Source organism: Limnohabitans sp., assembly GCF_046052765.1.
In the GTDB taxonomy this organism is placed as follows: Bacteria; Pseudomonadota; Gammaproteobacteria; order Burkholderiales; family Burkholderiaceae_C; genus Limnohabitans.
The window spans coordinates 1-24741 of the sequence record NZ_JAVLFQ010000034.1 but is presented as its reverse complement, the minus strand read 5'-3'; the positions used below and the strand labels follow the sequence as shown (position 1 = coordinate 24741).

Below are 24741 nucleotides of genomic sequence, written 5' to 3'. Positions count from 1 at the left end.
GTCTCAGACTTCGTCGTAAACCACTTCGAGGGTTGGCCTGTCAATGACTGTCTTGCCGGTCATGTCCACTTCAGTTGCAGGTGTCATGACAAAGTCCCGTCCGGTAACGTCGGCACTGAACAAACCGAGCAACTGATCCTGTGTTTGGGGCTTGGGTCGCTGGGGCGGTGCCTCTGCCACGTTTTTGGCCAACTCTGCAAACAACGAACCCCATTCGCCATCAGGCTTGCCGATGATTTCGTAGCTTGCACTTTTGCGGCGAATATCTTCGTTGGCAGGAATAGCTGCCAGCACAGGGATACCTGCATTGGCTGCGAATGATTGCGCTTCACCTGTGCCATCGTCTTTGTTGATGACCATGCCCGCTACACCTACATTACCGCCGAGTTTGCGGAAATATTCAACAGCGCTACAGACGTTGTTTGCGACATACAGCGACTGCAAATCGTTGGATGCCACAACGATGACTTTTTGACACATGTCACGGGCAATCGGCAAACCGAAACCGCCACACACCACATCGCCTAAAAAGTCGAGCAATACGTAGTCAAAACCCCACTCATGGAAACCGAGTTTTTCCAGCGTTTCAAAACCGTGGATGATGCCGCGTCCACCGCAGCCGCGCCCGACTTCTGGTCCGCCGAGTTCCATGGCAAACACCCCGTCACGAATGAAGCAAACATCGCCGATCTTGACTTCTTCGCCTGCGAGTTTTTTCTTGGAGGATGTTTCGATGATGGTCGGACAAGCTTTGCCGCCGAACAGCAGACTGGTGGTGTCACTTTTAGGGTCGCAGCCAATCAGCAACACTTTTTTACCCTGCTGGGCCATCATGTAGCTGAGGTTGGCCAACGTAAAGCTTTTACCAATGCCGCCTTTGCCGTAAATGGCAATGACCTGTGTTTCTTTGGTCACTTCGCCCGTATGCACGGCATCAGGCTCTTGGAATGCCTCTTCGCGCAGCCGTTCGACGAATTGGATGGGCTTTTCATTGCTGTTAGGGTCACTCATCAGTCTCTCCGTTAACCAACCTAGGATGAAAATGCACTTGTCTTGTCTGTATTGTTAGATTTACAGTAATTTGTGTCAACTCTAATTGACGTTTTATCTGGCATACAAGGGTATTCACTTATCTTTTCTGTCCAAGCAACAAGCGTGTGTGCATGGGCATGGGATTCGCAATCGGCTCAACCGAATCAAAACCTGCTTCCAGCATCAGACTTCGCAGCTCTTGAGGAGTACGTAAGCGCCCACTACCCATCGCAAGCAGATAAAAGTGAAAATAAGCATCACCCACTGGTTTTTCACCAGCGGGCTGTGCCATGGGTTCAGCCAGCAACATTCGACCGCCACTGGGCAACATCTGGTAAATCTTGTTCAGCAAGGCTTTGACAACCGCATCTGGGTGGTCATGCGCTACCCGCACCAGCGTGACCAGATCGGCGCCAGCGGGTAATGCGTTGCTGATGAAACTGCCGCCGTGCACCTTGACACGTTCTGACACCCCAGCCTTTTCCATGCGTGATGCAGCCAGCGCAGCCACCGGCGGAAGATCCATCATGTGCAATTCAAGCGCCGGTACTTTTTGTGCCAAAGCCAACACCCAGCCACCCTTGCCGCCCCCAATATCCAACACCTGCTGGTGCACCGAGAAGTCATAGGAGGCCAACAATTCCTCAATCACAAAGCGTTGTGACGCCGACATCAGTTCTGAATAACGTGCTACTTTTTCTGCTTCCCAACCCTGCGGGTTGTCGCCGTTCATATACGGCCAGCAGGCCTGCATATGCGGCTGAATTTCGTCGCGCAGCAACGCCAGTGGGTCGCGCATGTCATCGAATAAAACCGCGTTGTGTTCAATCATTAATCGCAAACCGGGGTCGGCAGCCACCGGCGCGCCCAAGGCACCCAGCCCATAGCGGTTGTAGCCACGCAATTCAATCAATCGAATAGCCACCGCTGACTGCAATAAGCGCTGCATAGCGGCCACTGGCATGCGTCCGTGTTGCGCCAATTGTTCAAGCGAACGTGGTTTATCGCGTAACAATTCAAACAGGTTCAAACGCACACATGCCAGCAAGACTTGGCTGTGTACAAATCCCGCCATGACATCAAATAATTGGGCTGCACGCCTGCGTGTGACCCAGCGTGTCAACGGATTGGAAATTGCCCACCGGTAAAAAGCAGGTGAGGTCATTCGCTGGTCTAGCCACTGATCGAGTTGCTGGCGCCATCCCGGTCTAGAAAAACCCCGCGCTTGCGTTGGCTTGGCCAGGTCCAGGCTTTTCATGCTCGACGCCTGTCAAGCGCTGACGCGCGACGATTGAGTAGCATGCTGACGGGTAATCATTTCGCATGCAGAGGGTGGCACCAATCGTTCGGATTCGCTCAAAACCAATTGACGCATGGCGGCACGGCTTTCACAAGCTGGAACCGAGTCCGCAGCGGTTTGCATCAGGTTATTGAAATAGTCGAGCGCACCGACCAATCCCAAATCTGCGGCGGCACTCGGACGACCCAAGTGCGCGTCCTGACCCGCAGGCTTACCCAATTGATCGGCTTGCATCATCACGTCACGGATATCGTCGGCGACTTGGTAGGCTTCGCCCAAAGTGTCGCCAAGCTTGCGCCATGGCTGGGGGTCAACGCCTGCGGCCAATGCGCCGCCACACGTTGCTGCGACAAACAAAGCGCCGGTTTTAGCGCGTTGGTACTGACTGAGCTCCACCCGGGATTCGCATTCCCAAGCCTGACCGGCAACGATGCCATCGGGTGCACCAACGCCATCACTGATCACGTTAAATAACTCGACCGTGCGCATAGGATGTAAACGACCGCTGCGCGCGAGCACTTGGTAAGCCATGACGATCAAGGCATCGCCCGTCAAAAGCGCAAGTGATTCACCAAATTGTTTATGGACAGTGACCTGCCCCCTGCGCGTATCAGCATTGTCAAAACACGGCATATCGTCATGAACCAGCGAAGCACAGTGCATCAACTCAATGGCAACTGCTGTGGCATTGGTCAGGCCTGAATCATTTTCACCACATGCCTTGGCCACGGCGATGCAAAGCTGAGGACGTATACGTGCGCCACCCGGAAATACCGCGTGTCGCATGGCTTCCATCAATCGAGGCGGTGCACTGGCACCTTGGGTCATTAAAAAATGATGTTTAAGCGCAGTTTCTATGCGTACTATTAAGCTCATGTGACCCCCTGGTGGGGTGGCAACCGCCGCCTCGACAATTCAAAGCGACATCCACAAGTGTCAATTTAACATGACACTTGACTTTGTCAATGGCTATATATAAGGGTTGACCCGAATTACCGGGGATCTTTAACTGATGAAATCTGTCATGAAGGCTTGCGCAGACAGGGTGTGGCGGGCTTACCAGCCCAATGGACTCACAGCAAACAACCAAGTATGTCCGCCAAACAACAAAATAGCCCATGCAACCACGCCAATCACAACCACACGCCATGTGTTGGGGGAAGCTGTAGGTTCCACCGCAGTGCCGTCCGCTTGAACGTGTCGGTCACGTTGTCTGGCAGCTCGGAAGTTGAGCACCGACCAGACCAGGAACGCACCGAACAACACCAAATCTGCCTGCTTGCCATTGGCCAATAAATGCGCCAAGGCCCATACCTTGACAGACAAGACCATCGGATGGCCGAGTTTGTCTTTGATAGCGTTGTGCGGAACTTGGCTAGCCACCAGTAAGACCATGGCAATCAACATCAAAACAGCAGCGATATGCCGCGTTGCCAAAGGAGGGTTCCACAACACCGGACTCTCCCAGCGAATTTGGCTAAATCCATACACCAGCAACACAAACCCGACCAATGAGGCCACGCTGTACATGCCTTTGAACATTTTTTCGCCCATATTCTCGATCATTTTGCTGCGCCAGCCATCGGCAAACACACGCACAGAGTGGCTGCCTAAAAACAGAACCAATCCCAAAATAAATAATGACATTTTTTTCCTCGGTTTCACCTAAGTAAACACCGTATCAAGCCACGGTGAACTGCTTCAATGTTGACGCTGCAACACCCAATCCGCCAAACCCTGTAAAGCCTGCGTTTGCAACAGTGCACTGTCTGCCAACGCCTGTTGCGCCTGCGCTGCCAATGCTGCCGCTTCTTTTCTGGCGCCATCTAAGCCCAAGAAAGACACATAGGTGGGCTTGTTGTTTTCTGCGTCCTTGCCTGCGGTTTTGCCCAACGTGGACGTATCTGCCGTGACGTCCAATATGTCGTCAACCACTTGAAACGCAATGCCCAAAGCCTGACCATAGGATAGCAAGGCATTCGTCGCTTGCATACTTGCCTGCGCGGCTTGCGCTCCCATGAGCACACTGGTTTCCAGCAATGCCCCAGTCTTGCAGCGATGCATTTGTCGCAATTGCGCGATAGACAGTTGTATGCCAACGCTTGCCAAGTCGATGGCCTGGCCTCCGGCCATGCCGGCATGGCCGGCGCCGTGCGCGAGCAAACCGCACAAGCGGGCTTGTACTTGTGCAGGGATAGCGCTGTCTTGGGGTGTCAATAATTCAAACGCTAATGATTGCAGTGCATCCCCAGCCAGTAGCGCACCGGCCTGCCCGTATTTCACATGCACCGTGGGTTTACCGCGCCTGAGTACATCGTTGTCCATACAAGGCATATCGTCGTGGACCAACGAATACGCATGAATCAATTCAACCGCACATGCAGCACGCATACCAGCCTCTGACATAGGCGCAGTGAGTTGGTCACCTGCACAGGCTTGCATACTGGCCAAAACCAACAGCGGTCTTAAACGCTTGCCACCGTCTAGAACAGCGTAACGCATGGCTTCACCCAGTCCTGCAGGCGCATCTGCAGGTACCCATTGCATGAGCGATTGCTCAACCGACATCAACTGTCGGCTACTCCAAGCTTGGATGTCAAAGCTGTTCATTCCGTTGCGCCTGACCAATTCTTCAAAGTACCCGCTTCTAAGACTTGAATCTGCGCTTCAACGGCTTGTAGCTGGCTGCGGCAATGTTCAAGCAAAAATGCGCCGCGCTGATAAGACTGCAACATATCAGCCAATGGCATTTGGCCGGATTCCATTCGCGCAACCAATTGCTCCAATTCCTGCACTGCGGATTCGTAGCTGTTGGGTTGCGCTTGTGCGGATGTGCCGTTGGCTGGTGTTTGGGAGGCCTTGGTCATGGTGTATGTGGAGTCAGGGTTTGCGAGATTGTAGGTGTCTGCTGCCACACGGCTACAATCACCCTCCGCCTGGCATTGAGCCAGTTTTTTTCTCTCTCCCTGTGGGGAGTCTTTAGGTCAGGACGTCGAATGTCTGATTTAAGTCTTCAACTGCAGCAGGCCATTGGCCAACTCCCAGTTACAAGCTATTTTGACCCAGCGCTGTACCAGCGCGAATTGCAATATCTGTTCAAACAGGGGCCGCGCTACATCGGCCATGTGTTGTCAGTTCCTGAGATAGGTGATTATTACGCCTTACCGCAAGAAAACGAAGGCAGAGCCTTGGTGCGCACGGCAAAAGGTATCCAACTTATATCCAATGTCTGCAGACACCGTCAGGCGGTCATGCTCAAAGGGCGCGGCAACTTGAATGACCCAGCCAAGGCCATGGGCGGCAATGTCGTCTGCCCGTTGCACCGCTGGACGTATTCCCCCGAAGGCCTATTGCTAGGTGCGCCGCATTTCCAACAAGACCCGTGTCTTAATCTGGAAAATTACCCACTGCAAGAGTGGAACGGCATGTTGTTCGAAGCCAATGGCAGAAATGTGGCCCAAGACATGGCGAATCTGGGTCCACGTAAACAACTTGATTTTTCAGGCTATGCGCTCAACCATGTGGAAATGCATGAGTGCAACTACAACTGGAAAACATTCATTGAGGTTTATCTTGAGGATTACCACGTGGGTCCGTTTCACCCAGGCTTGGGCAACTTCGTCACCTGTGACGATTTGCAATGGGAATTAAAAGAAAACTATTCCGTTCAAACCGTAGGCGTCGCCAACCGCTTAGGCAAAGCTGGCAGTCCGGTTTACGAACGTTGGCATCACGCTTTGCTCAATTACAACAGCGGCGAACCTCCTCAACACGGCGCCATTTGGTTGACCTATTACCCTCACATCATGGTCGAGTGGTACCCGCATGTGCTGACTGTGTCAACCCTTCATCCGATGGGTACGAACAAAACGATGAACATCGTCGAGTTCTTTTATCCTGAAGAGATCGTTGCATTCGAACCAGATTTTGTCCAAGCGCAACGTGCTGCTTACATGGAAACTTGTATTGAAGACGATGAGATCGCTGAACGCATGGATCAAGGTCGCATGGCATTGATGCAACGCGGCGACAACCAAGTCGGGCCTTACCAAAGTCCCATGGAAGACGGCATGCAGCACTTTCACGAGTGGTACCACAAGCACATGGCACAACAAGCCTAATGCAAGCGCTATGGATGTTGCTGGCGGCTGCTTTTTTGGCCAGCATGGGGGTATGTGTCAAATTTGCATCTGCGTATTTCCAAGCCAGTGAACTGGTATTTTTTCGTGGATTTATCAGTTTGGTGATGATGGCTGCATATGCGCGTTTTGCAGGCCTGAGCCTTCGTACCCCAGTCCCTGCCATGCATTTTTGGCGCAATATTGTGGGCGTCACCTCGTTGGGTTTCTGGTTTTATGCCATTGGCAAACTGCCTCTTGCGACAGCGATGACATTGAACTATATGAGCAGTGTTTGGATCGCAGCTTTTCTGGTTGGCGGCACTTTGATGGGTACGTTGTCAGGCACTGTCAATGACGCCAGCCGCCAGGGTCCGTTAGTGCTTGCTGTACTCAGTGGTTTTGCTGGGGTTGTGCTGATGCTACGCCCCACCATTGAACAAGATCAGGTGTTTGCCGGACTGGTGGGTTTGATGTCGGGTTTTATTTCTGCATTTGCCTATATGCACGTCATGGCTTTGGGTCGCGCCGGAGAGCCCGTGGCTCGGATTGTGTTTTATTTTGCATTGGGTACCTCCGTAGCTGGTTTGGTCGGTATGGCGGTTACCGGCTTGTCCACCTGGGAGTGGTCGCATGCCATGTGGTTGTTACCCATTGGCATATTGGCGTCCTTAGGGCAAATGTGTTTGACCCGCGCATACTCACAAGGCGCTACATTGGTGGTAGCCAATCTCCAATACTCAGGTATTGTGTTTGCTGCTTTGTATGGCTTATTCTTATTTGATGAACAATTGCCATGGATAGGTTGGCTGGGTATGCTGCTTATCATCTCCAGCGGCATCGCCTCCACCGTCTTGCGTACCCGCGCCGTACCTGATTCACCTGCCGAGGAACATTAACCATGTACACCACACTCATTTCAGCTTCAGAATTAAAAAATTTTTCAAGTGATATACGCATATTTGATTGCAGCGCGGACTTGACCAACCCACAAGCCGGTATTGAACAGTACGAAGAAAAACATATTCCAAATGCCTTGTTTGCTGATATCAATTCCGATTTATCAACGCACGACAAAAACTTGGCTGTCAACGGCGGACGCCACCCTCTGCCTTCACGCGAACATTTCGCGTCTTGGCTTGCTTCCCAAGGTGTATCCAACACAACCCAAGTTGTTGTTTACGATAGGCAAGGCATGAACTACTGCGGCCGGCTGTGGTGGATGCTGAAATGGTGCGGCCATGAGGCCGTGGCAGTGCTAGACGGCGGATTGCAAGCGTGGCTAGCTGATGCTGGTGAAGTGCAACATGGAAGAGTTCCAAAACCCTTAGCAACAAAGTTTGAACTACTTGATCCGCTGGTGGTTTTGAAACACACAACCGATGTGATGGCTTCATTGGGCAAACCGGCACAAACCATAGTGGATGCCCGTGCACCTGCACGTTACAAGGGCGAAACCGAGCCGTTTGATCCGGTAGCTGGTCATATCCCCGGCGCATTGAACCGTCCGTTTAGTAACAATATAAGTGCTGATGGAAAAATGAAAACTGCGCAAACTTTGCGCACTGAATTTGAAGCTTTGTTGGCAGGTCATGAACACTCGGGGGTGGTACACCACTGTGGCAGCGGCATCAGTGCCATACCTAATATTTTGGCGATGGAGGTTGCCGGTATGGGTCGCACAGCCCTTTATGCAGGCAGTTGGAGCGAGTGGAGCAACACACCTGGCCTGCCTTGTGCACAAGGTTAAAAAAACAGCCGGCTTAGCCAGTCTGTTTTTTTAGATCAAGCCAATTTATTGTGCGCACCATCGCATAAAGGTTTGTTGGCACTGTGCTTGCAACCACAAAAATACACCGTCTTGCTTTCATCCGCATCAAATTTCTGAGGCGTGAAGTCTGAACCTTTGTGTGAACCATCACAAAAAGGCTGAGATTTACTTTGGCCACACGAACACCAGTAATAGCTTTTACCAGCCTCAACATCTACTTTGTAAGGCGCTTTTTGTGCAATATGGGGATCCATGAAAAACTCCTTTGAATTTGAATGAAGCTTCATGATAAGCCCAGCTCAAAGAAACATTTAAAAAAATATCTGTGTCGCTTGACCCCTATCAATAAACATTTAATGAATATGCATGGATTGTGTGGCTAGAGTGACTAAAGCAATCCCAGCCAATAGCCAGACAATTTGCATAGCGGTCTCTGTGGCAGATAAACGTTTCTGCAACTGGGGTATCAAATCTGCCAAAGCTACATACACATAACTGCTGCTTGCGATCACCAGCATGAATGGCAACCAAGTTTCATGACCCTCGATCAGAAAATACCCCAGCAAGCCTCCGACAATAGTGACACCACCGGCCAGACATAATTTGAACAAAGCCGTCCGACCGTGGCCAAAGCCTCGCTGCAACACAGCCAAGTCTCCCATATGGTGTGGAATTTCATGCGCCAGAACGGCAACGGACGCCGCAGCGCCTAAAGTGAAATTGGTCATGAAAGCTGCTGCGACCAATATGCCGTCACCAAAGGCATGCACACTGTCCCCTGTTAAGACCGCCCAACTACCGGCAAACCCAGCGTCATCCTGGGAATGCGAATGGTCAGTGTGAAGGTGTGTAAGGTCGTGCGCATGCTGATGGGAATGTCCATCGCTGTGCTCATGACCGTGGTGCCATAACTCAGCCTTGTCGAGTAAAAAGAAAAACACCAACCCTGCCAACAATGTCATGAACAACATCTGTGGAGTGATCTCGGATTCAAATGCTTCAGGTAATAAATGCATGAATGCCGTTGCCAACAAAGCCCCTGCGGCAAGACTTAACAAATGTTGTGTAAAACGTGTCATCAATGCACGGGCAAATACAGCAGCGAGTAAGACACTGCCTACCCCTGCGACCAAGGTTCCAGCGAAAATAGCCAGCAGCGTTAAATTCACGTCTCAATCACATTAAAAAATCAAGTGACACCATGGCGTAAAAACCATTGGAGCATACGCTGCCATCCATCTTCGGCTTGCGCTTGTCTGTAGCTAGATCGGTAATCAGCATGGAATGCATGTGGCGCATCTTGATAAACGTGTATGTTACTTGTGAAGCCCTTTTGTCCTTTAGCCAATTGATCCTGCATATTCGAAACACTTTCCATGGGAATACCAGTATCTGCACTTGCGTACAGGCCTAATACTGGCGCTTTCAAATCATTTGCAATATCGAGCGGGTGAAAGGGTGTGAGAGAGGAGTTTTTACCCACCAATTTACCGTACCAAGCCACAGCTACCTTGACCTGAGGTTGATGCGCCGCATACAGCCAGGTGATTCGCCCTCCCCAACAAAAACCCGTGATACCCAGTTTTGTTGTATCGCCACCGTTGCGCGAAGCCCATGCAACTGTGGCATCCAAATCAGACATGACCTGAGCATCCGGTACTTTAGATACCACCTCTGCTATCAACTTTCCCATGTCAGCGTAACTGCCTGGATCACCTTGGCGCTTCATTAACTCGGGAGCGATGGCCATGTAGCCCTGATGCGCCAATCGTCTGGTGATGTCTGCAATGTATTCATGCACACCAAATATTTCAGATACAACCAATACAACCGGATATTGAGAACGACCTGCGGGCATACTTCTGTAAGCTGGCATTTGAAAACCATTGACATCAATCAAGACCTCGCCGTGCAATAAATTCTCGCCTGATGTACGTATGGCCGTTTGGGCGGGCAAAGGCAAGCAAGCAGCATATCCAACACCTAATGCCGTCTTTAACAAAGTTCGTCTGGTTGAGTGGCTCAGTTGCATCTGTGTCGATTGAGAATCTTTGCCAGTTGAAGGATTCATATTGGATTCAGCCCTGGAAAAAATAATGATTAAGCATTTTCAAAAGCCAAGCATTTTTTATCTTAGCCATTAGCTTTAGCCAAGCATAGTTTACTTTTAAAAAGTAGTGATGAGAAATGAGAGTCTTTAAGACTTGGTGCTACTCATTACACCCACAAATTGCCCGCCACGTTCAATATCAATCTCGGAATAGGTAAGCTTGCCAGAAACTTTGCCCGTGTTGTGTATCTTTACCAATCCAGTGCAATTGATATCGTTTTCTAATTGACCATGCACTTCAATTAACTGTGCATGCACTTTCCCTTTGATATTGCCCTGCGGCCCCACATCAAGTTCTTTGCAAGTAATCTCACCTGTGATGTCTCCATTAATCTGAGCCAGTCCTGGCACATTGATAGTTCCTACAAATGTGACACCGCTAGGTATAAATAAATCATTATTGAGATTGGATTTTTTTGCAATAGGTTCGGTAGACATTGGGATATTTGAATTAATTAATTAAGTCTAATCATATGGCATATGTCAAAAAACCGGCTTGCAATTGCTTGCAACCCTGAAAATCGACTTATTCAGGGTTTGGCTAAGACGGTCGCTTCATCTGACACGATGTGGGTTGAGAGCTGATGTAGCTATCCCAAACCACCTCTGTTCGAAAGCCGTAACCGGTGTTCTCAGCATCGTATTTCACGCCTTTACTGCCTTGCTTGGCCCATACGCCTAAATACAAAGGCGCTTCGAGTTGATGGTCTGTCTTTCGCATTTTTACTTCGCCCAATGGACTTTGGTAGGTCATACCCTCTAACGCAAAGGCTACTTGTTTTGCATCAGTTGATTTGGCTTTGCGAATGGCTGCAAGCAGCATATTCATTGAATTCCAGTGTGCGGCAAATATAAAGTCTTCGTTAAATTTCTTTTTGTAGGCCACGTAAATTTTTTCAAGTTCAGGCGTATTGGCGTTGTGGTTCCAATTCCAAATGACATTCACTTTGCCAACACCCCAAGACCCAATTTGTGCAGGAGTCCCTGGATTGTTGGCGTTCAAAGTGAAGAAGTTCACATTCAAACCATAATCTTTCGCACTTTTTAAAAGAAGTGTTAAGTCACTGCCCCAGTTAGATGTAATGACGGTATCTGCACCAGTGGCAGCTATTTTTGCAATGTAGGGCGCAAAATCCCTGACCTGAGCTATGGGAATGAATTCATCACCTACCAGTTGTATGTCAGCTCTTTTTCTCGCCACATATTCTTTGGCTGCCTTGGATACTTGACGACCGTGGGTATAGTCTTGGTTGAAGAGATACACTTTTTGTATATCTTTACGTCCGACCAAATACGTTGTCAGCGCCTCCATTTTCATTTCACTTGATGGATAAAAGCGGAAATGCCAGAAACTGCAACGGTCATTGGTCAGCGACGGATCCATCGCCGCATAATTTAAATAGACTACCGCTCTTTCAGGCTCGCGCTCTGCAAGTTTATTGATGGCATCGACCAGTGTCAGTGCAACACCCGATCCGCCCCCTTGCGTAATGAAATGAATGCCGCGATCTGTCGCAGCTTTGAGCATATTGACACTTTCCTGCGTGGATCCTTTGTTATCAAATTCAACCACTTCGAATTTGGGATCTGTTGGCGCGGACTTCGCATTCAGTTGATCGACCACTTCTTTCAATTGCTTCAATGACCCCTGCCCTGTCAAAGCAAAAGGCCCAGACAGCAAATCAATAAATCCGATCTTGACAGTTTCAGCTGCTTGTACATGGAAAGCTAGGATCAAGAAAATGGGGCAGATCAGAACTCGAAAAACCGATAGGTAACTCATGACAAACTCCAAAAAATTTTTTAATTAACTATCAAAGGATGTGTAAATATTTCCGTACTTATTTCTCAACTCATTTTTTTGCACCTTGCCCGTACCACCTACAGGCAAGGAATTCACAAACAATACTTCATCTGGTATCCACCATTTGGCCACCCGCTCACTGAGAAAATCTTTCACTTCTTGCTTGCCTAGCGACATCTCAGGCTTAAGTACCAATAAAAGCAATGGACGTTCATCCCATTGCGGATGCTTGACGCCAATCACCGCGGCCATCGCTATATGGGGATGGGACATGGCTGCATTTTCCATATCGATAGAGCTGATCCATTCGCCGCCAGACTTGATGACGTCTTTTGAACGATCTCGAATATGCATGATCCCGTCTGAAGAAATAGTTGCAATATCCCCCGTCGGAAACCAACCGTTGACCAGCGCCGACTTATCCGCCTTGTGGTAGTTGTCAACTATCCACTGCCCACGCACCATCAATTCACCTTGAGAAGAACCATCTCTAGGTAAAGAATTTCCTTCTTCATCTACCACTTTTAATTCAACACCAAACACTGTTTTGCCTTGCTTAGCAATAATTTCTTGGCGTTGTTGATGCGTTAAATTTGATTCTTCCAAACCGATATTGCTCATGGTTGCAATTGCAGTTGTTTCCGTCATTCCCCACCCATGCCGAACATCTACGTTGTAAACATCATTGAATTTTGCAATCAACGATTGAGGCATGGCTGAACCACCTACACCTGTTCTGCGCATTGTTGAAAAGGCGAGATTATGGTGCTCTAAATGTTGAATCAGCGCCATCCAAATAGTGGGAACGCCTGCACTGATGGTCACCTTCTCTGACTCCATCATTTCATACAAGCTTGCACCATCTAACTTAGGTCCTGGCAGCACCAATTTCGCACCAGCAATCATTGATGCATAAGGTAAACACCAAGCATTGATATGGAACATGGGAACTACGGGCAATACCGTATCTTGAGAAGAAATACACAAAACGTTAGGTGCGCATGCAGATAATGCACTCAGCGCAATGGCTCTGTGCGAATACATCACCCCTTTGGGGTTACCGGTAGTGCCTGAGGTGTAACAAAGAGCAGCTCCCGATTTTTCATCGAGCTCGGGCCATTCAAAAATTTCGCTGTGTGACGCAATGAGGTCTTCGTAGCTCATCAACTTTACGCCGTCAATGGTTGGCGTGTTCTCAGAATCACTTAAACAAATCCAATGCTTCACATTCGCACAATGGGCAACAAGTGAATGTATCAACGGCGCAAAAGTCGCATCAAATAAGATAACGTCATCTTCTGCGTGGTTGATGATGAAAGCAAGTTGTTCTGTGTGTAAGCGGGGATTGCAAGTATGCATGACCATGCCACTGCCAGAAACGCCGAAATACGCTTCTATATGTCTATAGTTATTCCAAGCAATTGAGCCAACTACGCTGCCTGGCTTTAAACCCAAACCTGATAAAGCATTAGCCAGTTTTTTTGATCTTCTGGCCATGTCTATGAATAAATAACGATGCAAAGGCCCGTGAGTTTCGCGACTGACAATTTCTTGTTGGCCAAATTGATCTGCCCCATGCTCCAAAATAGCTGAGATCAGCAGTGGCCTATCCATCATGCTTCCGATTAAACTCATTTCAGACCTTTTCGATGGATTGTCAAAAACCGTTCACATTGTAGGCATAGACAAAACAGATCTTTGATCTAGGCTTTTGTTTTTCAGACAGATGCCGTTGTGTGGGTTGATTCGACAATGATGGCTTAAGCTGCACTAAATGCTTAGCCAAGTCGTGATACCCCAGATGACAAAATACAACATAGAGCCTGAAATCAACATACCTTGAGCCAATGAGTCCATGTATTTGGCAGCTATCAAACCCCACAAAGGGATCAATTGCTGGGCATGTACGCCAAGAAAGTGTGCAGGTCGAATATCTTTAACCATGTGCCAACCAACTATGGGTAATCCTTGCCCTGCAGGTGGTTGATTGCCACCCAGCATGAAACCGCTGACCGTGGAGAGAACAAAGGTCATGGTCAATCCAATAACAACTCCCAAGGTTTCAACAGGCATGTTTGCGCCACGTTGCTCCTTCCAAATTTCCCATGCCAACCAAGCTTGTGACGCAGTCAATCCAACGGCGGCAAGCCCCATAACGCCAAACATGAACGCATGAAAGGGATCGCTGACGTTGTAGTGCGATGCAGAGGCTTGGGAAGCTTGGTAGCTGATATAAACGACTTCAAATAAAGAGGTGGATACCAACAATGCCACTATCCAGACATAGGTATTGGTTTGATCAACATGTGAATTCGCAACTTTGAGCACCCACACTGTAGTCAATGCAAACATGGCTGTTGCTGCCATGAATTTCATGGGTTTAACCCAAATACCTACCCCTCGGATAAACCTATCGTCGTTGATTGACCATGCGTAGGTCAATATCAATGCGAAAAACATCATCAACCCATAGATTATTAAAAACTTGGATGTCCAACTCAGTGACTCCAATTCCAATTTGATTGCCAAGATATGATTCATAAAAATTTTTACATTGCTTATGTCAATACGCCACAACGCTAGTTTATTCTTTTTGCTAAGTTTTCTTTCCTTTGATGCAAACTGCCAAAACCTGTTTGGAAATCCAAACTGCTCAGATTGGCAGACCCTTTCCTTTCTATTGACAAAAAAATCACTTGGCTCAATGCCTACCTTGTACCACTTAATTTGACCAACGTGTCTAGTAAAAAACCTAAGGTTGATAAATTCAGCCAATTTAACTCCGACTGGATTGGTAAAAAATGCCAGGCCATACCTTTGCCCCAGTCTCGCAAATCAACTTTGATGGCTATAGAACATATTTTTTAATGAATATTGTTTAAATCCTCATCGAACAATCCATATGCTAAGCTGTAAATCAGGTGTTTCTTGATATTAAGTTTTTAATTGGTTGATGAAAGAATGTATGAAATTTGTATTGTTCATAACAGCTTTGTTTTTTGCATTTTTCGCAGTTGCAGACGATACGCCTAACAATTTCCAACAAACGCCAACTTGGTTAACTGAGGCACGTCAAGCTATCAAAGCTAAAAAATATGAAGCAGCCATTGAAATATTGGCTAAAAACTCAGAGCAAAAGAATTCAGCTGATTGGAATAATCTGATGGGATACACCCATAGAAAGAAATCTCCACCCGATTTGGTTAAATCAGAAAATTACTATCAAACTGCACTTGACATCGATCCTAAGCACAAAGGAGCACTAGAATATTACGGTGAACTTTTGCTTTTAAAAAATGATTTAACTGGTGCGGAGTCACTACTGAAGCGACTAGACCAGATTTGCACTTTCAGCTGCGAAGAATACCGCGATCTCAAGAAGAGCATTCAAGCATTTAAATCAAACAAATAGGTCAGGCATTCTTCAATGGCCAGACGGATCGGCCCAACCTCTTAACAGGTGTCGGACTTGACGGGTCGTGGATCGCGCTGCGTGTCGATCTGAATTTGAATAATATTGAATCCAAATTGATTCAAATACATTTGATCTAAGATAAACCCTAGTAAGGATATTTTGTATGGGAAGTCTCCTTTATTGATAAGATATTCGCAGGTAATTTTGCCTACAGTAAGTTTAAGGACTATCAAGTGAGCTTTAAAAAAATCTCAGCCATGACTTTTGCTATAGCTGCGTTGGTTTCTACATCAACATTTGCTCAAGACAAAAATCTGTCCACCCTGCAACGCATGGGCAACACAGACACCAACATGAACATTCCTACCATTCCACAAGAAGGTAAGAATGCAGATGCCATCCGTGCAAACTTGAAAAAAATCAAGTTGCCCGAGGGTTTCAAAATCGACTTGTACGCTGTTGTGCCTGATGCGCGTTACATGGCTGTCGCACCTTCAACAAACATGTTGTTTGTCGGTACACGTAAAACAACTGTTTGGGCAGTGACCAACCGCAACAACGGTGACGCAGCAACTGAAGTCAAACCTTTTGCTCCAGCCATCAAATTCAGCAACCCCAATGGTGTTTGCTTTACCAAAGACGGTTTCCTAGTGGTGACTGAATCTAACCGCATTCTGCACTTCCCAGCTGCCGAATACTTCTACGAAGGTCCGGACGTTGCTGTCGGCACTATCGTTCCAGAAGGTAAGTTGATTCCTGTCGAAGAGCAGTCATTCAACCACACCGGTCGCGTTTGTAAAGTTGCCAACGACGGCAAAATCTACGTGACATTGGGCCAGCCTTACAACGTTCAGCCCAAAGACAAAGTTGCTTTGTATGACGAAGTCGGTATCGGTGGTGTTGTTCGCTATAACGGCTTAGATGGTACTGGCCGCATGGTTTACGCTAAAGGCATGCGTAATCCTGCTGGTATCACCATTGGGCCAAAGGGCGACATCTGGACAACCGACAACCAAGTCGACGGTTTGGGTGACGACATTCCTCCAGGCGAACTGAACAAGTTGACCAAGGCTGGCGAACACTTCGGTTTTCCCTTCTACAACGGTCATTTCAAAGTGGCTGGTTCTTCTGCAGCTCCTGACCTGAAAGACATGAAAGAGCCAGCAGGCATGACCTATCCTCAAGTCGAGTTCCCTGCTCACCAAGCACAATTGGGCGTGGCTCACTACACTGGCAAGGCTTTCCCTGCCAAGTACCAAGGTGGTTTGTTTGTGGCTTCACACGGTTCTTGGAACCGCAGCACACCTAGCGGATACCTGATCAACTTCGTGCCAATCAAGGCCGATGGCAACGCAGGTCCTGCAGAAGTTTTTGCTGACGGCTTCTTAGACAAAACCACCCAACGTGCGCTTGGTCGCCCAGTTGACGTGGCAAACCTGCCTGACGGCTCTATCCTGGTCTCTGATGACTACGCAGGTGCAATCTACCGCATCAGCTACACCGGTCAGTAATCAGTTTTGACACAGGCTTCGGTCTGTGTTGTGTTTACTAGCGGGGTCTCTCACGAGTCCCCGCTTTTTTACAAGAGAAAAATGAAGAAATTAGTTTTTTTATTAGCGTTTTGCGTCCTCAACAGTTTTGCAGACGACGCTGAAAACGGCCGTGTAAAAGCAGATGCCGCCTGCGCTCTTTGCCACGGACCTAATGGCCTGGCAACCATGCCCGGCGCACCGAACCTTGCAGGTCAGCAAGCTATTTATTTGAGCGAGCAGTTAAAAAACTATCGCAGTGGAAAACGTCAGCATGAAGTCATGAGTTACATAGCCAAGCCATTGACCGATGCGGAAATCAATCAACTCTCTGCTTGGTACAACTCAATCAAGGTCACCGTTGAAGCTCCCTGATCATTTTGTGCAAGCAGTTTGTCTTGCCGGCTTAATGTGCGTTGGGCCTGTAGCGTCTATCCATGCGGCGCAGAGTATCCGCTTTTTGACGGCCTCTGAATTGCAGTCAAGCTTGCTTTCCCCGCAAGAGGACGTGCGCTTCAGTGGGCGAAATTACATCATGGGTGTTGTGGATACCTTGATGCTCACGAAATCTGTACCTGTTTGTATGAATGAAAATACCGAAATCAACCAGATTACGGAGTTGGTAGTTCTTCAGTTGCAACAACGACCTGAACTCTTGCGTTACAACGCAGCCAGCGTCGTGCGAGAGATCATGGTGGCTAACTTTCCATGCGTTTGATGTTTTTGACATTGAAAGGGCATTGCAGACTTACAGCTTGTATTGGGGCATTGTTATGCTCAACTGCAGCTAATTCGCTTTGTCCAGACGACGCAACTGTTGACAAGTATTTGGCTGCTTTTGCCAAAGGTGTTTCCACCACTGGTTTTGGTTCGGGCTTAAGCGAGAGTGATGCCGAATGCGCCAAATTCAAGCTGGCCAAAAAATTGCCCAAGCACCTTGGTGCCCTGAGCGGTTACAAAATAGGCTTCGTGACTCAAAACTCACGCATGGCTTACAACACGGAGCAGCCTCGCTGGGGCTTCATGTTTGAGCGCAATTTGATCGATATCATCGCTGTCATTCCCGCTAATTTCGGGGCATACCCTTTGTTTGATGCCAATTTGTTGATTGAAGTCAAAGACGAAGGCTTGGCTGAATCGACCAGTCCGCTGGAAGCGTTGAAGCACATTGATTCTGTCATGCCATTCATTGAACTCAGCGATCTCATGCTTTCTGGGACTCATACTGCTAACGAATGGGTAGCCACCAATCTTTCATTCCGCGGTGGTATCAAAGGGGCTGAAATACCTGTTCAAGCAACACAAGATTTTGCTGATGCCTTGGCTACCTTGAAAGTGCGAATGGTGGACGAAAGCCGAGACAGTATAGAGCTTGGTTCAGGCCAAGCTGATGTATTGATGGGTCATCCTCTGAATGCTGCTATTTGGCTTGCCAAAGCCTTAAAGCAAGCGGGAATAAAACTCAAAGCCGGTGACTTACTGAGTTTGGGCAGTCTTATAGAACCGCAACAACCGCTCGCTGGGATGAAAATAAAAATCCATTATCAAGGCTTGGGGAATTCTTCAGAACTTGCCGTGGAATTCACAGAAGCTTTTGATCGCCAATAACAATTGAGAATCATGAGAAAAATACTGGCTATTTCTTTGATGATGTATGCGGGTTCGTCCTGGGCATTCAAAGACTGCTCAGAGTGTCCCGAGATGGTGGAAATACCATCTGGTAGCTTTTTAATGGGTTCAGTCTCCTTACATCAACGAGAACACAGCAACGAAAAACCACGACACAATAACGAGAAGCCTCAGCACTTGGTTCATGTACGTGGATTTGCAATGGGTAAATATGCAGTCACTCAAGCGCAGTGGTTTGCATTAATGGGAAACAACCCCAGTAAAAACAAAGGCGATTTATTACCTGTCGAAAATATATCTTGGGATGATGCCCAATTGTTTGTTCAAAAACTCAGTCAAGTAACCGAAAAAAAATACAGATTACCTTCTGAATCTGAGTGGGAATATGCAGCAAAAGCTGGAACCACATCTGATTTTTTTTGGGGTAGTGATGAAAAATTAGCATACGACTATGCTTGGTACTCAGAAAACTCGAATGGGAAAACGCAAGCGGTTGGTCAAAAAAAACCCAACCCATTTGGCTTGTATGACATGGTTGGAAACGTCTACCAGTGGATACAAGATTGTTGGAATGTAGAGTACGTTTCAGCCCCTGATGATGGCAAAGCTTGGGAGACTGGTGAATGTTCCTTACGTGTTTTACGAGGAGGATCGTGGAATCTTAGCCCTCAATTTCTTAAAACCACTACCCGATTCTTTGTCGAGTCTGAAATTTCTTATAGTTTCAGCGGGTTACGTGTAGTTAGAGAAGAATAAAACTTTAGACGGCTGCCATTCAAACCACCTGCTGCTATCCACTTCCGTGACTGTTAATGCATCCGCGAAGCCACTTGAGTACCGCTGAATGTTTGGAACTCCGTGGTCAGACAAGATGTTATTCACCAGCTGGGTAGCGTTGGCTGCTGGGCTCAGTTGATCTTTCGCTGTAGGGCTTAATTTATAAGCTAAGCACCTTATTTGTGTCGGCAGCAGGAAATTTATTCAGTAACCAAAATTTTAAGAAGATGGCAAAAAATCATTACAAAATTCAATTAACTCTGCTAAAGATTCAACTTGCATCTTTGCAAAAATTTGAGCCCTATGTTTTTTAACAGTATCTGACATCAAACCAGTAGACAAAGCTATGGATTTATTCCCATGTCCTGACAGAATCAACTTGAACATGGTTTTTTCTCTCTCACTAAGTTCTTGGTAAAGATTCGACACTTTATCTAAACGATTTTTTTTTGAAGTTCTGACGATATCAATCTGGATTCCTTTATCGATTACATCAATGAGTTGCTTATAGGAAAATGGTTTCCATAAAAAATCAAGTGCACCGTTTTTCATTGCATCTATGATTTCTTGATTCTGACTTTCACCACTCATAAAAATGATAGGCAAATCCCAACCTCGCGAGAGCAATGAATTTTGGAGTTCTAAGCCACTCATTAAAGGCATACGCATATCTAAGACAAGTACTGCTGGAGACACAGGTTTGGCTGAGTTGAGAAATTCTGCGGCATTTGAATATTCGCTTGCTGCGTAACCAAGTTGCCGCAGCATGTTTCCTAAATGGATGCGTATATCGCTATCGTCGTCAACTAAAAAAATGTGCCCAATCTTTGACATGGTCACTACTATTACACAAGAAACTTCAATTCTGATCGGGCACGGATTTCAATACACATTATTAAAAAAGCATTAGTTATTAGGGTTTACCATTGCATATTGAAATGAAATTCATCCCCCTTTAGGGATGCTGTAAATGCATCGTTAATGTGATATTAAATGATCATTTTTGAATGCTATGAGTAATCTATGTCAAATGACTCTGCATCAGACCCAGACAAAGTAATTGCGACTGGGCTTTTACTCAAAGAAGCGCGAACTTCGAAAGGTTTATCCCTTGATCAAACCAGCAAACTGCTGGGTATGAGCCGGGACCACGTTAATGCAATTGAAGAAGGCAACACAGCATTCTTCAAAAAAAGTACGCAATCTTTAATTTGGCATGCTCGGTTGTATGCAAAAAAGTTTGGTGTTGTGTTGCCAGAATTAGTATTCACCGACATTACACGATCATCCAGTACACCATCAAATCCTGCGCAGAAAATTCCAGCTTTTCTATTGAAATCGATTTCACACACTGAACCCACGAAGACCAATGATGGAAGAAATTAACCCTAAAGCCAATGATTTGTATATTCCTGAGGATCACATGACTAACAGTTCCAGATGAGACTGTTTACTTTTCTAACGCAATGGTACTCAACAGATTTAGCAATAGATCTTGGCACTGCCAATACGTTAATTTATGCTAAAAAATTAGGTGTTGTTCTTAATGAACCTTCCGTTGTTGCTATACAGCATGTTGCTGGAGTCGGTGGAAAGAAAAATGTCATTGCTGTAGGCACAGAAGCCAAGTCCATGCTGGGAAGAGTGCCATACAGCATAGAGGCTATACGACCGATGAAAGACGGCGTGATTGCAGATTTCACAATCACTGAGCAAATGCTCAAGCACTTCATTCGTACCATACATCCCAAAAGTATTTTGCGACCCAGCCCTCGCATCATCATTTGTGTGCCATGTGGTTCCACGCAAGTAGAGCGCAGAGCGATACGTGAATCAGCTATTGGTGCCGGAGCTTCCGAAGTATTTTTAATCGAGGAGCCCATGGCAGCTGCGATTGGTGCTGGACTGCCTGTGGCAGATGCATGTGGATCAATGGTTGTAGATATAGGTGGCGGAACAACCGAGGTAGGGATTATTTCATTAGGGGGCATGGTTTACAAAGGAAGTGTCCGTATTGGCGGTGATAAATTTGATGAAGCCATCATTAACTATATAAGAAGAAACTTCGGGATGTTAATTGGGGACCAAACAGCAGAATCATTGAAAAAAAATATAGGTGTTGCATACCCCAGTGCTGAGTTCAAAGAGATGGAGATAACTGGCAGAAACTTGGCGCTTGGCATACCGCAGTCTTTTTCCGTATCAACGAGTTAAATCATGGAAGCACTTACTGAGCCACTCAATGGCTTGGTGAATGCAATCAAAATGGCTTTAGAAAGTACACCCCCTGAACTAAGTTCTGACATTGCCGAGAGAGGCATAGTGCTCACTGGTGGTGGGGCACTATTGAAAGATTTAGACAAGATGATTTCTGAGGAAACTGGCCTTCCTGTAATTGTTGCTGAAGAACCTTTAACCTGCGTTGTCAGAGGATGTGGAATGGCTCTAGAGCGATTAGAAGGCTTGAGCGGAATATTCTCAAGTGAATGAATTGGCTATCATGCCATCATTGAACTGATATATGACTGATGGCATACATTAAATGATCTTATAGTCTGCTACAAATGCCTTTAGATACCCAAACAACTATTTTCATGATCTGCTTCGTGTATTTGATCTTGCACGGAGCAATTTGGCTTGCCTTGCAAGAGTACCGAAGTCTTCAAGTAAAGCTGTGGTGTGCTTCGGGCATGTTTAGCGGTATGGCGGTTGTTTTGTTAGCCATGCGTGGTCATGTACCCGATATATTTTTTTACTACGTAGCTCAGCTTTTGATGTTAATAGGAAACTGGGGACGCATGGTCGCTCTTCGAATGTACTTGCTGCCAGAACCACAGACACAGGTTTACAGGGCTTACAACATATTCAACATTTGCTATTTCATTTTTTTTGTCTACTTGATTGAATTTATGCAAGCCGATTGGGAAGCGTTGATTGTGTTCAATGCTTTTTATGCATTACTTTGCTTTGATTATTTTCGGATTGGCCTCAAGCTACAAAGAAAGCAAGATTCACTGGGTGCGAGACTATTAATGTGGGCAGGATTGATACTCACCAGCACTCTTGCTGTTCGTGCAATTGGCGTATGGACGGCAGGATCCATCCAAGATATTTATGCACCAAGCTGGCATCAAGCTCAAATGGTCATTGGGCAATTCATGGCGATCACACTTTCAAATATTGCGTTTCTTCGCATTTTTCTTGAAATTGCTGAACGAAAAAAATCAGCCGTAGCTCTTGAACTGTCACTAACAAGTGAGCGAGCAGATGCCATGCAACGTAACGGTCTTACCCTTAAAAAATTACTTGAGGAGAGAGAGGAAATCATTAGACAGCTTAGTCTCTTCAATAAAACTGCTGGTATGGGTGCACTGGTAGCGAGCTTGGCACATGAGTTGAATCAACCACTAACTGTGATTCAACTAAATACAGACATGATTGAATTGGTCCTCAATGATCATGAATCTAAGCTAAATCATGACGAAAATATTGATATTGCAATGGCTGGTTTGCGAAATGCCAATCAACGAGCAGCTACTATTATTTCCACTCTTCGAAATATGTTTGGCAGTGGTAGAAAGTCAATCTCGGAATTTGACTTAAACGAACTTGTGAATGATGTGGTTTTGTTGTGCCGCTCTACTTTACAGAAACAATCAATTCATTTAGAGGTGGATCTAAGTTCACAGCCATTAACCATCACAGGCGACAAATCCCAATTGCAACAAGTACTTTTGAACCTAATTACAAACGCCAGTGAAGCATTCACTCAAGATTTCAAAGGCTCTAAGCATATCCAAATATATACTGAATTAAATGTAGACCAAACTCGACTAACGGTTATGGACAATGGCAGTGGTATCTCACCAGAAATACAAGCCGTAGTGTTTGACTTACTTAGAACCAATAAGGATTCTGGTATGGGTATTGGTTTGTGGCTGTCAAAGACTATTGTTGAGTCACATAAAGGAACAATAAATTTTGAGACAGAAATCAATAAAGGATCCACCTTTACTGTTGATCTACCTATTACAACTACTTCTATGTGTTATTAAAAATCCAACATCAACTTTTATAGAAGTTTGAGGTGAGTTCAAATTATTTTTTTCATTGTGAAAAATTAGCACCCAGTACTTGACTTTTCAAGGTGGTGATTTTTACCCACACCAGACTTTGTATGCTTGAACCCATGACATGGCATTTGTGAAATTACTTAATCCATTAGCGGTGTATTGATAGCGAGCCTTGCAGCTCGCTTATCCTTTCACAAATCCATTTCGCTCTTCGTTGAAGGATTTTTTACAGCATATTTATTTCTTGTTTGATTCTAAAGTTTGAACAGTAAATTCAATTTGATATTGAGTTGATGTTTGAATCCATCTGCTGATGTTGGAGTGTCATTTCTCACGACACCTCCTACCACCCCTTCTACTTCTCAACCCTGCCCCGGCGGCGCAGCAAGCAAACTGTGTCTAGACCCTATAGATCTATCTACCCTGGGGCAACAGTGTCGGTTGAACCGACACCTTGACATTCGTCCAGCAACAGGACGATGCCAAAACGAATTCACCCCCCAAACTCCACGACCAGCGTCATCTTCTTGAACTAGAGATGCAACAGCACTTGAATATGTTGCGAGGAAAATAGTGCATTTCAGAGATGAATACACGCTTTAGCGTAATTGAACTATGTTTTCATGAAAGTCTTGTAAATACTTACCTGACCATTTTGCCAATGATTCAATAGCAGGCTTTAGTGCAAGCCCTGCTTTTGTAAGTTTGAATGCATTGTTTCGCGAACCTACTGGATTTGTTCGTTCAATAACTTTGAAAAATGTCAGAAGCTCAAGTCTGCTTGCCAAGATATTAGTAGAAATATGCTCTGCTGAGTCTAGCAATTGAGAGTAAGTTCGCGCACCGTGAATAATCAAATCACGAATAACCAAAAGCGACCATTTATCGCCAATGACGTCCAATGCCGAACTTATCGGACATTGAGAACGCCATTCCATTTGACTGTCTTTGTTTCCCACTTGCAACTCCTTGTTGAAGAGATATTTTATTTTCAATAGCAAATGAAGAATCCAAGCATCAATCTAACTCTAGATTGTTGACATTTCCGAGTCCATTCACATACCTTCAATTAACAGAATTTGTCCATGCTCTGTCAATTCGTTGATCCTAAGCTCCTTCAATGGCTTGTATTCTGAGGAGTTATACCAATTCTGAGCCATTTCTAAACTTGGAAACTTCAAAA

General features: G+C 46.3%; 27 protein-coding genes and 1 pseudogene. 12 read left to right on the top strand and 16 right to left on the bottom strand.

What is annotated here, in order from left to right:
- Positions 1 to 3: 3 nt before the first annotated feature.
- The 6 genes from AC9UG7_RS04395 to AC9UG7_RS04370 all read right to left on the bottom strand — a co-directional run bounded on the left by AC9UG7_RS04395 (position 4) and on the right by AC9UG7_RS04370 (position 5199).
- Positions 4 to 1011: a chlorophyllide a reductase iron protein subunit X gene (locus AC9UG7_RS04395; RefSeq protein ID WP_509584698.1), complete on the bottom strand. Its 1008-nt coding sequence runs from the start codon at positions 1009 to 1011 to the stop codon at positions 4 to 6.
- A 118-nt stretch (positions 1012 to 1129) separates the two neighbouring features.
- Positions 1130 to 2290 carry a methyltransferase gene (locus tag AC9UG7_RS04390; protein ID WP_509584696.1) on the bottom strand — a complete coding sequence of 387 codons (1161 nt, stop codon included), beginning with the start codon at positions 2288 to 2290 and terminating at the stop codon, positions 1130 to 1132.
- Between the two features lie 12 nt (positions 2291 to 2302).
- Positions 2303 to 3208, bottom strand: coding sequence for a polyprenyl synthetase family protein (locus AC9UG7_RS04385; RefSeq protein WP_509584693.1), 906 nt, complete (start codon positions 3206 to 3208; stop codon positions 2303 to 2305).
- A 180-nt stretch (positions 3209 to 3388) separates the two neighbouring features.
- Entirely contained in the window at positions 3389 to 3979 is a 591-nt protein-coding gene (locus AC9UG7_RS04380) for an NnrU family protein (protein WP_509584690.1), read from the bottom strand.
- Positions 3980 to 4033: 54 nt separating this feature from the next.
- Positions 4034 to 4942, bottom strand: a complete 909-nt coding sequence (locus tag AC9UG7_RS04375; protein ID WP_509584688.1) for a polyprenyl synthetase family protein — start codon at positions 4940 to 4942, stop codon at positions 4034 to 4036.
- Positions 4939 to 5199, bottom strand: coding sequence for an exodeoxyribonuclease VII small subunit (locus tag AC9UG7_RS04370; protein ID WP_509584685.1), 261 nt, complete (start codon positions 5197 to 5199; stop codon positions 4939 to 4941). Before AC9UG7_RS04370 ends, AC9UG7_RS04375 begins: the two co-directional genes overlap by 4 nt.
- Before the next feature lie 129 nt (positions 5200 to 5328).
- Here AC9UG7_RS04370 and AC9UG7_RS04365 point away from each other — a divergent pair, with 129 nt between their 5' ends.
- From AC9UG7_RS04365 to AC9UG7_RS04355, 3 genes are read left to right on the top strand one after another with little or no spacing between them, the layout of a single operon-like run.
- Positions 5329 to 6453: an aromatic ring-hydroxylating oxygenase subunit alpha gene (locus tag AC9UG7_RS04365; RefSeq protein WP_509584682.1), complete on the top strand. Its 1125-nt coding sequence runs from the start codon at positions 5329 to 5331 to the stop codon at positions 6451 to 6453.
- Complete coding sequence (locus AC9UG7_RS04360) at positions 6453 to 7349, top strand: DMT family transporter (RefSeq protein ID WP_509584679.1); 897 nt, start codon at positions 6453 to 6455, stop codon at positions 7347 to 7349. The genes AC9UG7_RS04365 and AC9UG7_RS04360 overlap by 1 nt, the downstream gene beginning before the upstream one ends.
- A 2-nt stretch (positions 7350 to 7351) precedes the next feature.
- Positions 7352 to 8200 carry a sulfurtransferase gene (locus tag AC9UG7_RS04355; RefSeq protein WP_509584677.1) on the top strand — a complete coding sequence of 283 codons (849 nt, stop codon included), beginning with the start codon at positions 7352 to 7354 and terminating at the stop codon, positions 8198 to 8200.
- A 35-nt stretch (positions 8201 to 8235) separates the two neighbouring features.
- Here the strand turns inward: AC9UG7_RS04355 and AC9UG7_RS04350 are convergent, their stop codons facing one another.
- From AC9UG7_RS04350 to AC9UG7_RS04320, 7 genes are all read right to left on the bottom strand, one after another.
- Positions 8236 to 8475, bottom strand: coding sequence for a CDGSH iron-sulfur domain-containing protein (locus AC9UG7_RS04350; RefSeq protein WP_509584674.1), 240 nt, complete (start codon positions 8473 to 8475; stop codon positions 8236 to 8238).
- A gap of 99 nt (positions 8476 to 8574) precedes the next feature.
- Complete coding sequence (locus AC9UG7_RS04345) at positions 8575 to 9390, bottom strand: ZIP family metal transporter (protein WP_509584671.1); 816 nt, start codon at positions 9388 to 9390, stop codon at positions 8575 to 8577.
- 20 nt (positions 9391 to 9410) lie between these two features.
- Entirely contained in the window at positions 9411 to 10292 is an 882-nt protein-coding gene (locus AC9UG7_RS04340) for a dienelactone hydrolase family protein (RefSeq protein WP_509584668.1), read from the bottom strand.
- A 126-nt stretch (positions 10293 to 10418) separates the two neighbouring features.
- Positions 10419 to 10769 (bottom strand): bactofilin family protein, encoded by a 351-nt coding sequence (locus tag AC9UG7_RS04335; RefSeq protein ID WP_509584665.1) that lies wholly within the window; start codon positions 10767 to 10769, stop codon positions 10419 to 10421.
- A 103-nt stretch (positions 10770 to 10872) separates the two neighbouring features.
- Entirely contained in the window at positions 10873 to 12114 is a 1242-nt protein-coding gene (locus AC9UG7_RS04330; protein ID WP_509584662.1) for a branched-chain amino acid ABC transporter substrate-binding protein, read from the bottom strand.
- Between the two features lie 24 nt (positions 12115 to 12138).
- A complete protein-coding gene (locus tag AC9UG7_RS04325; RefSeq protein WP_509584659.1) occupies positions 12139 to 13770 on the bottom strand; it encodes a long-chain-fatty-acid--CoA ligase in 1632 nt (543 codons plus the stop codon).
- 135 nt (positions 13771 to 13905) lie between these two features.
- Positions 13906 to 14664 carry a hypothetical protein gene (locus tag AC9UG7_RS04320; RefSeq protein ID WP_509584656.1) on the bottom strand — a complete coding sequence of 253 codons (759 nt, stop codon included), beginning with the start codon at positions 14662 to 14664 and terminating at the stop codon, positions 13906 to 13908.
- Between the two features lie 436 nt (positions 14665 to 15100).
- On the opposite strand from AC9UG7_RS04320, the gene AC9UG7_RS04315 reads away from it, so the two are divergent.
- The 6 genes from AC9UG7_RS04315 (at position 15101) to AC9UG7_RS04290 (ending at position 19464) form a co-directional block, all read left to right on the top strand.
- Positions 15101 to 15547, top strand: a complete 447-nt coding sequence (locus AC9UG7_RS04315; RefSeq protein ID WP_509584653.1) for a tetratricopeptide repeat protein — start codon at positions 15101 to 15103, stop codon at positions 15545 to 15547.
- A gap of 260 nt (positions 15548 to 15807) precedes the next feature.
- On the top strand, positions 15808 to 17061 hold the full coding sequence (locus tag AC9UG7_RS04310) for a PQQ-dependent sugar dehydrogenase (protein WP_509584650.1): 1254 nt from the start codon (positions 15808 to 15810) through the stop codon (positions 17059 to 17061).
- An 81-nt stretch (positions 17062 to 17142) separates the two neighbouring features.
- A complete protein-coding gene (locus tag AC9UG7_RS04305) occupies positions 17143 to 17454 on the top strand; it encodes a c-type cytochrome (RefSeq protein ID WP_509584647.1) in 312 nt (103 codons plus the stop codon).
- Positions 17441 to 17797 carry a Rap1a/Tai family immunity protein gene (locus AC9UG7_RS04300; protein WP_509584645.1) on the top strand — a complete coding sequence of 119 codons (357 nt, stop codon included), beginning with the start codon at positions 17441 to 17443 and terminating at the stop codon, positions 17795 to 17797. Before AC9UG7_RS04305 ends, AC9UG7_RS04300 begins: the two co-directional genes overlap by 14 nt.
- Positions 17788 to 18687, top strand: coding sequence for a hypothetical protein (locus tag AC9UG7_RS04295; RefSeq protein WP_509584642.1), 900 nt, complete (start codon positions 17788 to 17790; stop codon positions 18685 to 18687). The genes AC9UG7_RS04300 and AC9UG7_RS04295 overlap by 10 nt, the downstream gene beginning before the upstream one ends.
- Positions 18688 to 18699: 12 nt before the next feature.
- Complete coding sequence (locus AC9UG7_RS04290; RefSeq protein ID WP_509584639.1) at positions 18700 to 19464, top strand: formylglycine-generating enzyme family protein; 765 nt, start codon at positions 18700 to 18702, stop codon at positions 19462 to 19464.
- 240 nt (positions 19465 to 19704) lie between these two features.
- On the opposite strand, the gene AC9UG7_RS04285 is transcribed toward AC9UG7_RS04290, so the two are convergent.
- Positions 19705 to 20319 carry a response regulator transcription factor gene (locus AC9UG7_RS04285; protein ID WP_509584636.1) on the bottom strand — a complete coding sequence of 205 codons (615 nt, stop codon included), beginning with the start codon at positions 20317 to 20319 and terminating at the stop codon, positions 19705 to 19707.
- Between the two features lie 189 nt (positions 20320 to 20508).
- Between AC9UG7_RS04285 and AC9UG7_RS04280 the strand changes: the two genes are divergently transcribed.
- From AC9UG7_RS04280 to AC9UG7_RS04270, 3 genes and pseudogenes are all read left to right on the top strand, one after another.
- Positions 20509 to 20871, top strand: a complete 363-nt coding sequence (locus AC9UG7_RS04280; RefSeq protein WP_509584634.1) for a helix-turn-helix domain-containing protein — start codon at positions 20509 to 20511, stop codon at positions 20869 to 20871.
- Positions 20872 to 20931: 60 nt separating this feature from the next.
- Positions 20932 to 21975: pseudogene (locus tag AC9UG7_RS04275) on the top strand (rod shape-determining protein).
- A gap of 74 nt (positions 21976 to 22049) precedes the next feature.
- Entirely contained in the window at positions 22050 to 23540 is a 1491-nt protein-coding gene (locus AC9UG7_RS04270) for a sensor histidine kinase (RefSeq protein WP_509584631.1), read from the top strand.
- A gap of 617 nt (positions 23541 to 24157) precedes the next feature.
- Here the strand turns inward: AC9UG7_RS04270 and AC9UG7_RS04265 are convergent.
- Together AC9UG7_RS04265 and AC9UG7_RS04260 are read right to left on the bottom strand one after the other, a co-directional pair.
- Positions 24158 to 24517: a winged helix-turn-helix transcriptional regulator gene (locus tag AC9UG7_RS04265; protein ID WP_509584628.1), complete on the bottom strand. Its 360-nt coding sequence runs from the start codon at positions 24515 to 24517 to the stop codon at positions 24158 to 24160.
- A gap of 96 nt (positions 24518 to 24613) precedes the next feature.
- Positions 24614 to 24739: a DUF1330 domain-containing protein gene (locus AC9UG7_RS04260; protein ID WP_509584757.1), complete on the bottom strand. Its 126-nt coding sequence runs from the start codon at positions 24737 to 24739 to the stop codon at positions 24614 to 24616.
- Positions 24740 to 24741: the final 2 nt, after the last annotated feature.

What these genes read in the sequence shown, in the direction of transcription:
- AC9UG7_RS04295 (WP_509584642.1), top strand. Translation starts at nt 17,788, where the DNA reads ATGCGTTTGATGTTTTTGACATTGAAAGGGCATTGCAGACTTACAGCT.
- AC9UG7_RS04365 (WP_509584682.1), top strand. Translation starts at nt 5,329, where the DNA reads ATGTCTGATTTAAGTCTTCAACTGCAGCAGGCCATTGGCCAACTCCCA.
- AC9UG7_RS04390 (WP_509584696.1), bottom strand. Translation starts at nt 2,290, where the DNA reads ATGAAAAGCCTGGACCTGGCCAAGCCAACGCAAGCGCGGGGTTTTTCT.
- AC9UG7_RS04350 (WP_509584674.1), bottom strand. Translation starts at nt 8,475, where the DNA reads ATGGATCCCCATATTGCACAAAAAGCGCCTTACAAAGTAGATGTTGAG.
- AC9UG7_RS04375 (WP_509584688.1), bottom strand. Translation starts at nt 4,942, where the DNA reads ATGAACAGCTTTGACATCCAAGCTTGGAGTAGCCGACAGTTGATGTCG.
- AC9UG7_RS04370 (WP_509584685.1), bottom strand. Translation starts at nt 5,199, where the DNA reads ATGACCAAGGCCTCCCAAACACCAGCCAACGGCACATCCGCACAAGCG.
- AC9UG7_RS04380 (WP_509584690.1), bottom strand. Translation starts at nt 3,979, where the DNA reads ATGTCATTATTTATTTTGGGATTGGTTCTGTTTTTAGGCAGCCACTCT.
- AC9UG7_RS04355 (WP_509584677.1), top strand. Translation starts at nt 7,352, where the DNA reads ATGTACACCACACTCATTTCAGCTTCAGAATTAAAAAATTTTTCAAGT.
- AC9UG7_RS04315 (WP_509584653.1), top strand. Translation starts at nt 15,101, where the DNA reads ATGAAATTTGTATTGTTCATAACAGCTTTGTTTTTTGCATTTTTCGCA.
- AC9UG7_RS04360 (WP_509584679.1), top strand. Translation starts at nt 6,453, where the DNA reads ATGCAAGCGCTATGGATGTTGCTGGCGGCTGCTTTTTTGGCCAGCATG.
- AC9UG7_RS04290 (WP_509584639.1), top strand. Translation starts at nt 18,700, where the DNA reads ATGAGAAAAATACTGGCTATTTCTTTGATGATGTATGCGGGTTCGTCC.
- AC9UG7_RS04340 (WP_509584668.1), bottom strand. Translation starts at nt 10,292, where the DNA reads ATGAATCCTTCAACTGGCAAAGATTCTCAATCGACACAGATGCAACTG.
- AC9UG7_RS04395 (WP_509584698.1), bottom strand. Translation starts at nt 1,011, where the DNA reads ATGAGTGACCCTAACAGCAATGAAAAGCCCATCCAATTCGTCGAACGG.
- AC9UG7_RS04385 (WP_509584693.1), bottom strand. Translation starts at nt 3,208, where the DNA reads ATGAGCTTAATAGTACGCATAGAAACTGCGCTTAAACATCATTTTTTA.
- AC9UG7_RS04305 (WP_509584647.1), top strand. Translation starts at nt 17,143, where the DNA reads ATGAAGAAATTAGTTTTTTTATTAGCGTTTTGCGTCCTCAACAGTTTT.
- AC9UG7_RS04270 (WP_509584631.1), top strand. Translation starts at nt 22,050, where the DNA reads ATGCCTTTAGATACCCAAACAACTATTTTCATGATCTGCTTCGTGTAT.
- AC9UG7_RS04310 (WP_509584650.1), top strand. Translation starts at nt 15,808, where the DNA reads ATGACTTTTGCTATAGCTGCGTTGGTTTCTACATCAACATTTGCTCAA.
- AC9UG7_RS04335 (WP_509584665.1), bottom strand. Translation starts at nt 10,769, where the DNA reads ATGTCTACCGAACCTATTGCAAAAAAATCCAATCTCAATAATGATTTA.
- AC9UG7_RS04330 (WP_509584662.1), bottom strand. Translation starts at nt 12,114, where the DNA reads ATGAGTTACCTATCGGTTTTTCGAGTTCTGATCTGCCCCATTTTCTTG.
- AC9UG7_RS04325 (WP_509584659.1), bottom strand. Translation starts at nt 13,770, where the DNA reads ATGAGTTTAATCGGAAGCATGATGGATAGGCCACTGCTGATCTCAGCT.
- AC9UG7_RS04280 (WP_509584634.1), top strand. Translation starts at nt 20,509, where the DNA reads ATGTCAAATGACTCTGCATCAGACCCAGACAAAGTAATTGCGACTGGG.
- AC9UG7_RS04285 (WP_509584636.1), bottom strand. Translation starts at nt 20,319, where the DNA reads ATGTCAAAGATTGGGCACATTTTTTTAGTTGACGACGATAGCGATATA.